This is a genomic window from Pseudarthrobacter sp. MEB009 (assembly GCF_030208875.1).
GTDB lineage: Bacteria > Actinomycetota > Actinomycetes > Actinomycetales > Micrococcaceae > Arthrobacter.
The window spans coordinates 145,117-159,144 of the sequence record NZ_JARVTC010000017.1 but is presented as its reverse complement, the minus strand read 5'-3'; the positions used below and the strand labels follow the sequence as shown (position 1 = coordinate 159,144).

Below are 14,028 nucleotides of genomic sequence, written 5' to 3'. Positions count from 1 at the left end.
TGGTGGCCGGCTGGTTCGCCTGCCGCAAACGCATCCGCGAAATCGCCGAAACCCGAAAAGGCTACACCGGCACCGCACCCGTCATCGCCAACCGAACACCCATCAGGTAATCCAGCACCACCGCCAACCGATCCGCACAGCAAAGAAAGCCCATGACAACGGAAACCGAAGCAACCCTGACCGCATCCTCCACCCGGCCCGCCGCCGTCGTACTTCCCCCTGTCAGCCCACGCCCGGCGCTGAAGTCCGCCGGGCACGTGATTGTTGATTCGCTGCTGGCCCACGGGGTGGAGCGCACCTACGTGGTCCCCGGCGAGAGCTTCCTTGATGTGCTGGACGGCCTGCACCACTCGGAGATTGAAACCATCGTCTGCCGGCACGAAGGCGGCGCGGCCTATATGGCCGAGGCGGACGGGAAGATGCAGCAGCGTCCCGGGGTGGCCATGGTGACCCGCGGTCCCGGGGCGGCCAACGCGCATGTGGGGCTGCATACCGCATGGCAGGATTCCACCCCCATGCTGCTGTTCGTGGGCCTGATCCCGTTTGCACACCGTGACCGTGAGGCGTTCCAGGAGTTCGACATCAAGGCCTGGTTTGATACCGGCGCCAAACGTGTCATGGTGCTGGACCACCCGGAGCGGGCGTCCGAGATTGTGGCTGAGGCGATGTTTGCGGCCATGAGCGGGCGGCCGGGCCCGGTGGTGGTGGGGTTGCCGGAGGACATCATCCGGCAGCAGATCGACCCGGCAGTCCACCCCGTCATACCGGTGGCGGCCGGCGGGATGAGCAGTACCGACGCCGCTGCCCTGCAGGCTGCGCTGGCGGAGTCCCGCAAGCCGCTGTTTGTCACCGGGGGCAACGACTGGACGCACGAGGCGGCGGACCAGCTGACCGGATGGCTGGAACGGCATCACATCCCGGCGGCAGCGGAATGGCGGACGCAGGGCACGGTGTCCTTCGATTCGCCGTCCTACGTGGGACCGATCGGCTACGGGCGCCCCCGGCCCACGTACAACCTGCTGGAGGAAACCGACCTGCTGGTGTTTGTGGGGACGGTGCCGGGCGACGTGATTACGGACGGGTTCCTCTGCCGGCAGGACTGGAACAAAAAGAACTTCCTGGTCACGGTGGACCCTTCACTTAGGGGCCGCTCGGGGCCCGTTTCGCGGCAGATCCTGGCCAAGCCCGACGCTTTTGTGCGCGACCTTGCGGGCATTGACCTGCCCGTGAAGGACGGTTGGAAGGCGTGGACGGCCCGGATGCGCGGCGAGCAGGAACGGTTCGCCGCCCTGCCCCCGGCGGAACCGGCAGCAGGGCAGGCGAGGATGGACACACTCATGGCCAACCTGGTGCCCAGGCTGCCGGAGGATTCGATGGTCACCTTCGGCGCGGGCGAACATACCAACTGGGCGCACCGCTATTTTCCCACCCGCCGCTACGCGTCCATGATCAGCGCCCGCAACGGTTCCATGGGCTATTCGGTCCCCTCGGCCATAGCGGCCTCGCTGGCTGACCCACGACGCCGGGTGGTAACCATTGCCGGGGACGGCGAGTTCCTGATGAACGGGCAGGAACTGGCCACCGCGGCACAGTACGGGGCCACACCGCTGGTGATCGTGATGGACAACCAGGAGTACGGCACCATCCGCACCCACCAGGAGCGGCACTATCCGGCCCGCGTTTCCGGGACGCAGCTGAAGAATCCGGATTTCGGCCTGATGGCCCGGGCCTTCGGCGGTTTTGGGATCACCGTTACCGACGACCGTGACGTTCCGGCCGCCCTGGACGCGGCGTTGGCGGCCATCGATGAGGACGGCGTCTTCGCGCTGATCCACCTCATTGTGGAACAGCGGGTCAAAGCCTATTGAGGCGGGGATTTCCTTTAGCTGCGGGCCCGGAATTTCCCAGCCGCCGGACGTAAACTGACCTTCGCATCACTTCCCGTGAGCTTTGAATCAGGTTGGAGCCGGCATGCTCTGGAAAATGTTCCTTGGACACCTGCGGCCGCGCCCGCATCGGCAGGCAGTAAGCCGGCATGTGCTCTTCGGGCTGGCAGCGGAGGAGGTGGTATGAGCCCGGAACCCACCGGTGCCCGCGGCGGAACCGCCGCGGCCTCCGACACCCGGCCTGCCGCCGTCGAACGCATCCCGCGTCCTGCCGGCGGGCCAGGCCGGGGCGGTCCGTTTGCCGGCATGAATGTGCCGGCGGAGAAGGCGCTGAACTTTGGCCCGTCCGCCCGGCGGTTGGCGGCTGAGTTGCGCCCCGAAAGGGCCTGGCTGCTGCTGGTCCTGGCGCTCGGCGTCGTCAGCGTTTCCTTCTCGGTGATCGGGCCCAGGCTGCTGGGCGAAGGCACCAACCTGATTTTTGCCGGGGTGGTGTCCCGCGACCTGCCCGCCGGGGTGAGCAAGGAGCAGCTGATTGCGCAGCTGCGGGCTGAGGGGGACAACCAGAAGGCGGACATGCTCTCGCCCATGGCGCTGACGCCGGGGCAGGGGATCGATTTTGTGGCGCTGGGCAGCGTGCTGATGTGGGCGCTGCTGCTGTATGTGCTGGCGTCGGCGTTTATGTGGGTGCAGGCCTATGTGCTGAACGGCGTGGTGCAGCGGACCGTGTACCGGCTGCGGGAGCGGATCGAGGGCAAGATCCACCGGCTGCCGCTGCGGTACTTCGACTCGATCCAGCGCGGTGAGCTGCTGAGCCGGGTGACCAACGATGTGGACAACGTGTCGCAGAGCCTGCAGCAGACCATTTCGCAAGCGGTGACGTCGGTGCTGACGGTGGTGGGGGTGCTGGTGATGATGCTGATCCTGTCGCCCACGCTGGCGCTGATTGCGCTGGTGACCATTCCGTTGACGCTGGGGATCACGGCCCTGATTGCCAAGCGGTCGCAGAAGCTGTTTGTGGCGCAGTGGAAAAACACCGGCGAGCTGAACGGGCAGATCGAGGAAACGTACACCGGGCATGCGCTGGTGAAGGTGTTTGGCCGGCAGCGGGAGGTGGAGGAGCGGTTCCGGGCCAAAAACGTCGAGCTGTACCAGGCGAGCTTCGGGGCGCAGTTCATTTCCGGGCTGATCATGCCGGCCATGAACTTCATCGGGAACCTGGTGTACGTGGGAATCGCCGTGGTGGGCGGGCTGCAGGTGGCGTCCGGGGCGATGCAGCTGGGGGACGTGCAGGCGTTCATCCAGTACTCGCGGCAGTTCACCATGCCGCTGGCGCAGCTGGGGTCCATGGCGAACCTGCTGCAGTCCGGGGTGGCGTCCGCTGAGCGGGTGTTCTCGCTGCTGGATGAGGAGGAGGAGCTGACGGACCCGGACGCGCCGTTGCGGCCCGAATCTGTGCGGGGGCGGCTGGAGTTCGAGGACGTGTCCTTTGCGTACTCGGCGGACAAGCCGTTGATCTCTTCGCTGTCTTTGGTGGCGGAGCCGGGGCAAACGGTGGCGATTGTGGGGCCCACCGGAGCGGGGAAGACCACGCTGGTGAACCTGATGATGCGGTTTTACGAGCTCGACGGCGGCCGGATCACCCTGGACGGAGTGGACATCGCGCTGATGCCGCGGCGGGAGCTGCGGGCGCGGATGGGGATGGTGCTGCAGGATACGTGGCTGTTTGGCGGGACCATCAAGGACAACATCGCGTACGGCCGGCCGGGGGCTTCTGCGGAGGAGATCCTGGAGGCGGCCGAGGCGACCTATGTTGACCGGTTTGTGCGGTCGCTGCCTGATGGGTACGACACGGTGCTCACGGATGAGGGCGCCAACGTCTCGGCGGGGGAGAAGCAGCTGCTGACGATTGCGCGGGCGTTCCTGGCCCGGCCGTTGGTGTTGATCCTGGACGAGGCGACCTCATCCGTGGACACCCGGACGGAGGTGCTGGTGCAGAAGGCGATGAGTGCGCTGCGGTCCGACCGGACTTCCTTTGTCATTGCGCACCGCCTGTCCACCATCCGCGACGCCGATCTGATCCTGGTGATGGAGGCCGGGCAGATCGTGGAGCAGGGGACGCACGCTTCTTTGCTGGCCGCCGGCGGGGCTTACGCGCGGCTGTACGAGGCTCAGTTCGCGGCGCCGGTGGCGGAGGTCTGAGATTTTTACGAAGCCCGGTTCCCAAGACCGGGCACCCCTTGGACAAGACTGTCCGGCAGCACGACCGTCCGGTTGGCATCTAAGTCCCCTTCATCGGATCCCTGCTGCCTGACGTCAGCGTGGGGTGTACGAAAGCCACTGACGGCAATGACGGCAATGACGGTCCGACGTACGTATAGAGCGCCCGTGCGTGCATGCTCATCGTGCGGGGTAAGAGTACATCGCCCATCGCCAGGGCGGTAGGCGGCATGACGCGCATCGAACAGGGGCGCTGAGGGACCCGCTCAGGGACTGGTTCACGACAAGCGGATGACTCTCGGGGAAGGATGTTGAACGCCCATCACCTCCGGCAAAGATACCTGATGCAGCTATCAAGCACTTGTCCGTAGTTCTATAGTCTTTAACCATGACCAGGACTTGGATAACACAGATTGCGGCAATCGCAGCATTAATATCGAGCATCATGCTCGCTAATGATTTGAATAATCTATTTTCCACTCTTTGGAAAGTGGTATTGGGTAGCATTGCCGTGCTGTTCGCAATCCTTTCGGCTACTTGGGAGATCGTCGGAACTTACAAGTCTCAACCACGTCGCTTTAAAGGACCCAAGCGAGATGCTAAAATCCTAAAATACATGATCAAGCTGCTCAAACCACAGTCCCAATGCGTGATCTCTTCAAATGATCTAAGTTGGGTGGATGCGGCTGCTGAGAAGGTGCTGGAGGAGAAGGCGAGTACAAATTCACTCACACTTCTAATGCCAATCGAGAATGATATCAGCGTTAGACTAGTTTCCAAAGGGGCCAAAGCGTATTATTACGGTGATGATCAATTTAAATTCACAAGCCGTTTTACTTTGTTCAATCCGTCCGGATCGGGTGCCTGGGTCGCAATCGGTCATAGGACCGAAGAAGTGCACACAATTCGGAAAATTAGCTCTAAGGACGATCCGGCCATTCATCTCGTTGACGATCTATATCGCTTGATGGCACGGAATAAGATGCGCGTGTCGCCCAAATGAATGACGAGATCAGATTCCTGACAGCGAAGAGTCAAGCAGCCGTTACACGCGAATGGGACCTAATTGCACCCCAAAGAGATGCGCAAATTGCATCCGACCATGATGCATCCTTCAGCCGTGTACTGGAGCCGTGGGTTCTCAATCGCCTTTGTGAAGCCAAATCAGTCATAGACGTAGGATGTGGAACAGGGCGACTCACCGCCAAGCTGCAAGGACTAGGCAGGCAAGTAATAGGGCTTGATCCAAGTGCTGCAAGTATCGAGATCGCGCGGTCACATGATGTTCAAAGTGACTATATAGTTGCCTCCGTCGAGGAATGGACAGCGGAAAACCCTGACGCTAGCTGCGATTTGGTTGTCGCAAGCATGGTATTAATGGATGCTCTACAAATCGATAAGGTCATTACAGCGCTTGCGCGTCTAAGCCAGTGTGGACGACTAGTGGTTACCTTTACACATCCGGCTTTCTGGCCGGCGTACTGGGGGTATGCGGCTAATCCAAAATTTAACTACTCAGATGAGATCCTCGTCGAAGCGCCATTCAAAACTGCCTCGTTAGAGTATTCGCTATCGACAACCCATGTGCATCGGCCGCTCAGCAGGTATATCGAAGCACTTCGAAATAGTGGATTAGAAATTACTTGTTTTGAGGAACTTCGTGGCCCTGAGTCACCCGAGGTTTTCCCATTTCCGAGGTTCATCGGCATTGAGGCGGTGCCACGTGATGTTTGAATTTTGTCTGCCTGTTTCGCGCTTCAGTACTGAGGCGTTACTCTAAAGCCAATGTTTTCAGCCGAGCCTAGTTGTAATTCCCACTGAGGTTGCGAACGCGGCTGATGGGGGTTGTGCCGCCGATGCCGGTATGGGTTCTGTGGTGATTGTAGTGGTGTAGCAATTGGTCGTAGGTGGCGGCGCGTTCGGCTTCTGAGGTGTAGGGCCTGGCGCAGGCCCGTTCTGCGGCGAGGGTGCGGTTGAAGCGTTCTACCTTGCCGTTGGTCTGCGGACGGTCGGGGCGGGTCCGTCGGTGCTTCAGGTGTGGGCCCAGGGCAGCGGACGAAGGTCCTGAAGTGGTAGCAGGATCCGTTGTCCGTCAGGATGGCTTTGACGGTGATGCCGTGCGCGGCGAAGAACGCTGCCGCGCGGATCCAGAAAGCGGCAGCGGTTTCCTTCTTTCGTCGTCGAGGATTTCCGAGTACGCGAGTCTCGTGTGGTCGTCGACGGCGTGGTGGAGGTACGCGTACCCGGTCCCGGCCCTTCGGTTCCCACGGCCCAGCGCCCGGTGGCCGCCGCCATTGGGAATACGCCCGAGCTTCTTGATTGTCTTAAGAAACTTGCGCGTCCGCAAGGGGCTTGAGGTCTTATGGCTCACACGTCCTCAAGATCATCTTCGCTGATTTCACCCGACATGGCCTTCATAACTTCGCTCTCGAGCTCCGAATAGCCGCTCTCGCCTAACTCATTCATCAGTTGGATCGCTTGACGCTCGAGGTCGGGGTCGCCGGACTGCCGCGCTCTCGCGATGACCATAGGGACAGCGTTGCGTGACAGGTCCCATGTATGAAGGCCTGCTGCGGCTTTACCGGATAAAAGCAGTCTTGTTGCTTCAAAGGCTCCCTGGGGATCAAGCTCAGCAGAGCTCGCGATCTGTTTGCTGATCATGAATCTTTCCCCAGCGAGTCCAGGACTTAGCTCGAGAGCTTCCTTCAGGCGGGGTAGCCACCACCAAGCATGGAATTGATTGCTCCGGATAAACCAGTGGAACTGGTTTAGTTCCATGGCATCGTCAGGATTGGAGCGTACGTGTTCAACTCTTGAATCCCAGAGCGCCGCCAATCGATCACGAATAACCTCGTCGACAGATTCAACGTTGGTCATAGACCACGCGATGCGACCAAGGGCCTGACCTCTTAGTTCTGGGTCCGCTGTTGTAAAGAATGCACCCGCTAGCGGATTGAATGCCGTCCGATGATCAAAGATGATCGCGTAGATTGCCCACTCACCGATTTGCTGCACTGGGTCGGTCCTGCCCTTCCAGCCCGAAACCAATGGAATTCGCGATTGGACGGCCCCCAGCATGCAAGGTTCGAGGAAAGCGTAAAATTCGCGGTGATACCGGTGAATTGCCATGGCAGTTGTCATGGCAATTTGCTGATTACGAGTTAGGCCATCCGCTGTTCCGAACAATTCGTTGGCCCTTTCTCCAATCCAGTTGGGTGCTACTGTCAAAAAATGTCCGAGTCCTTCACCCAAGACAGCCCGTGATGCGCCGTGAACGTCGGGCATGGCAAGGGCTCCTTCAAGTGCAGCGAGTGCCGTTTGAAACCAAGGGGCATCTTTGCCATGTGATATCAGATTCAGCAGGCCGTGGACCCTAATGGGCCATCGTAAATTGAGGGATAGTGTTAGTGGGTCCATGTCGCCCTTGTGTGAGTCGTATTCGGCCCATGCTGTTTCGTCTTCTGCTTCTGTTAGCAGAAGCGCTGCAAACTTCCGCAATGCTTCTTCGGGAATTGCTGGCAATTCCCGCTTTTTGGCGAGTTCTTCGAGCAAATTTACGGCCGCTTTTTTGGCGCCTCGGAAGTCATTGTCATCATCGAAATTGTCACCTTCATGAGGGAACCTGGAGGTGTTGCTATGAGTGAGCACATCGTGGATAAGTTCTGTGACCAACTCCCAGTCAAGGTTTAAGCCAGCCTTAAGGGCTGCTTCCCAACCTTGGAGTATTGACCGTAAGTAGGTGGGGCGGAGCCTGTCGACCAAACCATCGATCCCGTCGAGTAGCCGCGGATTGGTGGTAATTAGCGCTGAAAGTTCTCTGCCTTGACCTTCGTGAGACGGAGCGGGGCCCCAAGTGTCGCCGGCCTGCCAGCTTTCTAGGTGTGCTGCCAGGTCCTCTGGGCCCATCACAGACATTTCGTCCTGAGACAAAGGACTGTTGGGTCCGCTCCAGGTCGTTATCTTGTTTAGGGGGGTGAGTGGCGAATCGATAGAACCCCGCTGGTTATCCAGTTGAACTAGTATCGTTTTCAGCTCAGCAGGTAGCGCATCATTCCCAATTCCTGATAGCCATCGATGCTGCCACGTTTCAATCCATTCTTGGACGCGGGCGGCTATAGCCTCAGGGGATTCTCCTTCGTGGTAGCTGGCCAGGCGGTCCTGGGCTTCCTCTACACCCATTGGAGGGCCATTCTTGATGAAGGCAACGAGGGGTTCCAATGCGCCCGGGCGGTGTCCTGCTAGTTCGCGGGCAAGTTCACAAAGCTCGATGCGACACGCATCATCCCGGTGGTCACCGTCCGCCAGGAGTTCTGTGGCGGTATCCAGCAGGCCTCGTTGAATGTCGTCTCTCGAGGCACCCGCTTTTTTTATTGCCTCAGTGGTGGCGTGAAGAGTTATCCTTCGGGCCAAAACCATTGGGGACCTTGACAGCATCATTCTCGTTGATTGCGGCTGTGCTGCCATGGCCGCGGTAGTCGCGTCGCGGACTGCGTCGATGAGCGCGTGCTCTACGGAAGCGAAGCGATCATCCTCATTGCGGATGGATGATCGTGAGGTATAGGTCATGTCGAAGTCTTCGCTTAGATGCCCTGTGTCCCGTTCGTATTCCTCAAGCCAATGTAATGCAGTTTTCAGGGCATCATCGCCAAGGGCTGCAATTATTGTTGGCAGGCATTCTTCATACCAGTACTCATCGATTACCAGCTCGGGTGCTTTGGTGCTCTTCTTTCCCCGGGGGCGGAACAGCAGGTTGGCGACCGCAATGCCAGCCTTGCGTTGACCTCCGTTGAGCAAGTTGGCCGCAAAGGCGACCATTTCAGGCGGACTTGAACGCCAGCCGTAACCTGTTTCGTTCCAGGCAATGACCAGTTGCTTGAGCCTGGCGGCTTCTGCAGCCGGGATCGAGGCTCCAATTCTGAAGGTTGCAGCACGCACCCAAGGGTTTCGGCTGCCCTTCAGCTTCAACAAGATGTCTACGACCGCAGTTGGAACGTCAGGTGCTACCCGTGTGAGGTAATCGATCTCTGCCCAATGGTGGTCTCGAATGAGTCCGTCACTTGTTGTTTCTGGCTCGGGGGGATCGGCGAACATTCCCTCGCTCGCCAAGGGGACTACCCACATGGGATTTCTTAGTCCCGCAAAGAACGCCCGTCGCAGAGCGGGCGTAGCGATCCGACGGAGAACTTCATCTATCTGGGAGCGGGTTGGTGGTTTGTACGTCGGCATCAGCTCTTGTCCTCCGTGACTTCATTAATTTCTGCAAGGAGGTCTTCCAAAGCATGAAGGTTTTCAAAGAATAGTCCGGCCCGTACCTCGATGACGTCCTCAATCACGCGGAAATGGCCAATCAGGACCTCGTCCGTTGGAAGCACTTTCCCGTTGTCGTGATCCCTGTCGAGATGCGTCCATCCGACGAAGAACTGGTAGGTCCTGTTCCATTGATCGATGACAGGGTGCGTTGCTGACGAGGATCCGGTTAGCAGCGCTGCAGCATTCTCGCGGTTGCGCCCCTGCTCCCTGGTGACGGTACTGGTTAGCGCGGACAAGGCTTGAGCAAGCTTCCTGGGTACCGGAATCAGATCCTGGTCCAGTTCCAGGTCAATCCCCGGGTGCTCTGTAAGCAGTTGGGGAAGTTTCCTCAGAAGAGCTACCGAAGAAGGATAGGGGCGAGGGATCGAAGCCTCCGATAAGACTGAAGGTAGTCCATTCATCAACTCGCGCATGCAATGGCAGATGACAGAGACCCGAGCGTTTTCGCCTTCATCGACCGGCGCGGCAGCCAGAAGGTCCACGGCCGCCCTGTACATGCCCGCTAAGGCTAAACTCCGGTGTTTCAAGAACTCAAAGACCCGCTGCCGACGTTCGTCGAAAAGTTCGTCTGCGGTAGAGGTCAACATTTCGCTTGTTCAACCCGTTCACTACAGGAACGGCTCCCGGCGGGTACCCCGTATAAGACTTCCGCAGCAACTGATGTCCTGAAAATCAAATGCCTCCGCTGTTGTCCGTGCATAGTTCTGCCTCCTAATCCTGACTTAGTCGAGTGATGTAGTCGGCCATGCCCGGCAGAGTGAACGCCACCCGGCCGGTGGACGGAGCGCAGATGATGCCCTTGCTAATGAGCGCTGACCTGGTCATAGTCATGGAACTCTGTTTCTTTCCGGCACGGTCTGCGAGTTCAGATGTACTAGATCCGTCCTCTTCATCGACAGCCATGTGCCGGAGGAAAGCCTTTTCGGCCTTGGTGGTCTTCTCCCAGCGGGACGGGAAGAAACCTTGGTCGAGTTGCTGACGGCCAAGTTCTATTGCAATCATGGCGACTGCATTGGTGATGGACGTCTCAGGAGCTGTCTCCCAGGCAGCGTAGCCATATTCCTGAATAAAATAGGGATAGCCCCCTTACGCCTCAAGCAGTAGTTCCCGTGCTTCACTGTCGAAAACGACACCGTATTTTGATGCGGGGACAAGCAGAGCAGATTCGGCGGCTTCCGCGGTGAGCGAACCAATGCTTCTGTAGGTGAACAGCCGCTCGGTATAGTTGCGCGACTCACTGAGCACACCTGGGAGGTTCGGTAGGCCCGCCCCAGCGATATATAGAAGGGCCACTCTCTTTGGTTGGCCAGATGTTGGACGCTGAGCAGCGCAGCCATAAGACTAGAGTCTAAGTCCTGCATCTCATCAATGATGAACACCAAACCAGAGCGGGTCTCAGCGAGGGCCTGCGACAGGTCTTCGACCAGATCTTCAAGATCGACTTCAATTGAGCCGGAGTCGGCACGTCCATGGTTCAGGGCGACACCGATGTCGATTCCTGTAACTCCAAGTTTGGCGGAAAAAGAGGCAAGGGAGCCAAGCGCCGCCTTAAGTTTCGCTCCGGCTATCCTTGTGTTGTGCTTTCGTCCTGCTTGGAGAAGGCTGCGGGCAAGTTTGGCCCTGACTGCTGCCAGACCGCCGTCGGCACCACGTCTTTCGAGGGTGATGACCATCAAATCGGCGCGTTCGGCCCGTCGCAGGAATTCGTTCAGGAGGACTGTTTTTCCGACACCGCGAAGTCCGTGGAGGACAGTACCCCGATCGGGGTGGCGCTGCCGAATTTTCGCCATCAAAAGATCAAAGGCGTCGATCTCAGCGTCGCGCCCTGCAAGTTCAATGGGACGCCTGCCAGAACCGGGGAGTAGGGGTTGAGCGCGCTTTCCATATCTATTAGTGTAAAGCTTTATCCATTTTTTTGGATAAGGTTTTATAGGCTTGTGTATTTCACGGCCAAGGCGGCATTAGGAGATGACATCCGACCCTAAATTTTGAGGCCGATCCTGCGTTAACCGAGCGAGAGAGGATTGAAGTGGCAAGCGCTACCAAGGGTCTGCCCGACAGTCGGATCATCACTGCCGACGACGCCAGTAGGGACGCCTCCTTGCAGAGTATGGCAACGACTTTGGGCAACCTCCGTCCTGGGGAATCACTCACTGACTTTGTTTCCCGTGGCTCTGAAGTGATAAGAGAGCACGTTGAAGCGATTGCCGGCGCGGTTAAACTGGCAGATGCCTTTGACGTCATCGAATTGATGCGGCTTCGCGAGATGCCGATGGTGCTGGATGGCTTCCGAGAAAGCCTCTCAGACCAGCTGCCCACAGCCGTCGACGTGGTTGCACTTATCCTGCTCGCGCGGGGCGCCCGAGATTCGTCGGCCGTCGACGTGAAAGCAGCGCAGCCTTCCAAAGTAGTTCCCGACCTTCACAACCACGCAAGAGCGTTGCTCGCGGTGGGTCAGTTTGTGCTTCTGTCCGGTGGCCAAGCAGAAAGATTCGGGCCGCTCACAACCCTCGCAGCTACGTACGTGGGCCATGAGCTCAATGTGAAGTTCAAGCAATATGCGCACATTCAGGATGGGTTGAATGAAGCGCTGTTCAGCAGTAAGCACCTTGGCACACTTTTGCTTGAAGTCTTTGGTTTCACCTACGAGGATTTTCTGGGGGTTCGTGAAGCAATCGGGTCGGTCTATCTTAACCGCCTTCTTTCAGCGAGAGACGTTCTCGGTGATGTAGTCCAGGAGTGGGCTGCTAGTGGTCGATCCGGACAGTCGACTGAGCGCACCGAACAAGGTAGGACTGCTGTATACGATCTCATGTTCTATCCGGGGGAGCGTGCGAGCTTTACCGCGACAGATATTGCAGATGCATCATCGGTGCCTAAAGCCCGTGTGGAGCGGATTCTTGATCGATTCAGCATCTCCTTTGCGGCAGTAGACGATCCAGTCACAGCAGTTGAGTCGTTCTTAGCGGGCGACAACCCGCTCCGGAACGTATCGCTGATTGCTGACGGCGCTGGCAACTATGTCACGATGAACGTTCCCATCGGGACGGATTGCTTCCGGCAAGTCATTGAGGCCGGATTGAAGGGCCAATCAGCCCGATGGCGGCGTTACGAGAAGCGCCGTATGTCAGTGAGCGAGCAGTTCTCCGTCGAATATCTCACGAAGCTGCTGGGGGCAGATGCCACACATGTGAACATCAAGTACTTTAGGCCGAATCCTGAAGTTGAACCAGCACAGCTGGCCTCGACTGCAGCCGACATCACGTCTATCGCCGAGCAGACCGAGTCCGATGCTCTGTTCCTCATTGAGGACGTCGCGGTCTGTGTTGAAGTCAAGGGGCGCAGTGTGTCGCATCAGGCCCGCGGCGGGCACGTTCAGAGATTGACCGGTGACCTCAAGTCCACGGTAGGTGAGGCCACCGACCAAGCCCTTCGGCTCGAGGGCCTGATCCGCACTAACGGTGGGCTCTGGCTCGAGGATAGGACCTGGCTCGATTTATCCGGAGTTCGAGAGGTGCGATCCATTGCAGTTTGCCTCGACGACATGGGCCCCCTTGGGACGGCACTCGACGAACTGGTCCGTGGCAATGTCATTAAGAGTGACCGGTTCCCCTGGATAGTCTCTCTGCACGATCTCGCGATTATCGCAGCGGTGATTGACCGCCCAGCAGAGTTCCTCCTCTACCTTCGCCGCCGAACGGAGTCGGAAGTATCGCTCAAGTTCTGGGCCATAGACGAGCTTGACCTATTCATGCTGTTTTTGTCCGGTCAGTTATATGTAGAGCCTGACCCTGACCGCGTAAGCGAGGAGTTTTTGGGAGTTCGCCGTCCGTCGGGCGGCGACAGGCGGCGGTATAGGAGTAGTGCGGTCCCGACGCGGGTTATGACACATACGGATCCTCTAGATGCCTGGGTATACCACCAAGAGGGGTCAGTGGAGGGACCGGCGCTGAAGCCTGAGTTCGAAGGCCATCCTGGTGTGCTCAACCTCGTAGATTTCCTGCAGAACGGAAAGAAACCGGGATGGTTTCGCTTTTCGGCAGACCTGCTGAATCTCAGCGGGGAAGCTCAAGAAAAGCTCGCGCGCGATATCAAAACCCTGGTCACCAAAACCCGGAGTGATGGTCAGCCACACAGTCTTTTCGTAGCCTTTGCAGGTGTTTGGGGTTACCCCACACTGTTTGTAGGGACGCAACCGAATACTATGCCTCAAGTGTCTGCGAGTCGTCGCTTGGCTACCTATGCGACGACCAAGAAGCATCAAGTAAAGTCTGACCGGTCACTAATGGTTCTGTTCGACCAACGGGGAAATATCCGGTCCGTGCGTTATGATAACAAGCCATTCGAAGATCGTCAGGACCTAGACGCTCTGGGCGATGCATTAGGCCTATTGCCTCCCGAATTCATGGCGCGACCGATACCGCCGTCTGCTCGAAGAACTACAAAGCGACTGAACGGGGGCAAGAAGAAAAGTCGGCGCCGGTAGACATGGGAGAAGCGATCCGCCGGGAGGGCCTCTTGTGGCCCCTTCTCCGTCCCAGCTTTACGTAAGGTCGACCATCGGCATGCTGGCCAAGGTCGTGCACCGGAGAAGGGCTTTGGAAGCTGGCAGCCC

9 protein-coding genes and 1 pseudogene are annotated in these 14,028 nt (G+C 58.5%); 5 read left to right on the top strand and 5 right to left on the bottom strand.

Annotated elements, in window-relative coordinates:
* Nucleotides 1–152 precede the first annotated feature (152 nt).
* The 4 genes from QRN07_RS17820 (at nt 153) to QRN07_RS17805 (ending at nt 5,837) form a co-directional block, all read left to right on the top strand.
* On the top strand, nt 153–1,868 hold the full coding sequence (locus QRN07_RS17820) for a thiamine pyrophosphate-dependent enzyme (RefSeq protein WP_285241799.1): 1,716 nt from the start codon (nt 153–155) through the stop codon (nt 1,866–1,868).
* A gap of 201 nt (nt 1,869–2,069) precedes the next feature.
* On the top strand, nt 2,070–4,085 hold the full coding sequence (locus tag QRN07_RS17815) for an ABC transporter ATP-binding protein (RefSeq protein ID WP_285241798.1): 2,016 nt from the start codon (nt 2,070–2,072) through the stop codon (nt 4,083–4,085).
* Nucleotides 4,086–4,491: 406 nt separating this feature from the next.
* Nucleotides 4,492–5,106: a hypothetical protein gene (locus QRN07_RS17810; RefSeq protein WP_285241797.1), complete on the top strand. Its 615-nt coding sequence runs from the start codon at nt 4,492–4,494 to the stop codon at nt 5,104–5,106.
* The gene (locus QRN07_RS17805) at nt 5,103–5,837 is read left to right on the top strand and encodes a class I SAM-dependent methyltransferase (RefSeq protein WP_285241796.1); all 735 of its coding nucleotides are present in this window, start codon (nt 5,103–5,105) and stop codon (nt 5,835–5,837) included. The genes QRN07_RS17810 and QRN07_RS17805 overlap by 4 nt, the downstream gene beginning before the upstream one ends.
* A 67-nt stretch (nt 5,838–5,904) precedes the next feature.
* On the opposite strand, the pseudogene QRN07_RS17800 reads toward QRN07_RS17805, so the two are convergent.
* The 5 genes and pseudogenes from QRN07_RS17800 to QRN07_RS17780 all read right to left on the bottom strand — a co-directional run.
* Nucleotides 5,905–6,423 (bottom strand): annotated as a pseudogene (locus QRN07_RS17800) (integrase core domain-containing protein); the annotation flags it as partial.
* A gap of 47 nt (nt 6,424–6,470) precedes the next feature.
* Nucleotides 6,471–9,224, bottom strand: coding sequence for a hypothetical protein (locus QRN07_RS17795; protein WP_285241795.1), 2,754 nt, complete (start codon nt 9,222–9,224; stop codon nt 6,471–6,473).
* Between the two features lie 104 nt (nt 9,225–9,328).
* Complete coding sequence (locus tag QRN07_RS17790) at nt 9,329–9,895, bottom strand: hypothetical protein (protein WP_285241794.1); 567 nt, start codon at nt 9,893–9,895, stop codon at nt 9,329–9,331.
* Nucleotides 9,896–10,124: 229 nt separating this feature from the next.
* Nucleotides 10,125–10,415 (bottom strand): DUF8462 domain-containing protein, encoded by a 291-nt coding sequence (locus QRN07_RS17785; RefSeq protein WP_285241793.1) that lies wholly within the window; start codon nt 10,413–10,415, stop codon nt 10,125–10,127.
* Nucleotides 10,412–11,203 carry an ATP-binding protein gene (locus QRN07_RS17780; RefSeq protein ID WP_285241792.1) on the bottom strand — a complete coding sequence of 264 codons (792 nt, stop codon included), beginning with the start codon at nt 11,201–11,203 and terminating at the stop codon, nt 10,412–10,414. The genes QRN07_RS17785 and QRN07_RS17780 overlap by 4 nt, the downstream gene beginning before the upstream one ends.
* 239 nt (nt 11,204–11,442) lie before the next feature.
* On the opposite strand from QRN07_RS17780, the gene QRN07_RS17775 reads away from it, so the two are divergent.
* Nucleotides 11,443–13,899 carry a hypothetical protein gene (locus QRN07_RS17775; RefSeq protein ID WP_285241791.1) on the top strand — a complete coding sequence of 819 codons (2,457 nt, stop codon included), beginning with the start codon at nt 11,443–11,445 and terminating at the stop codon, nt 13,897–13,899.
* The last annotated feature ends 129 nt before the right edge of the window (nt 13,900–14,028 follow it).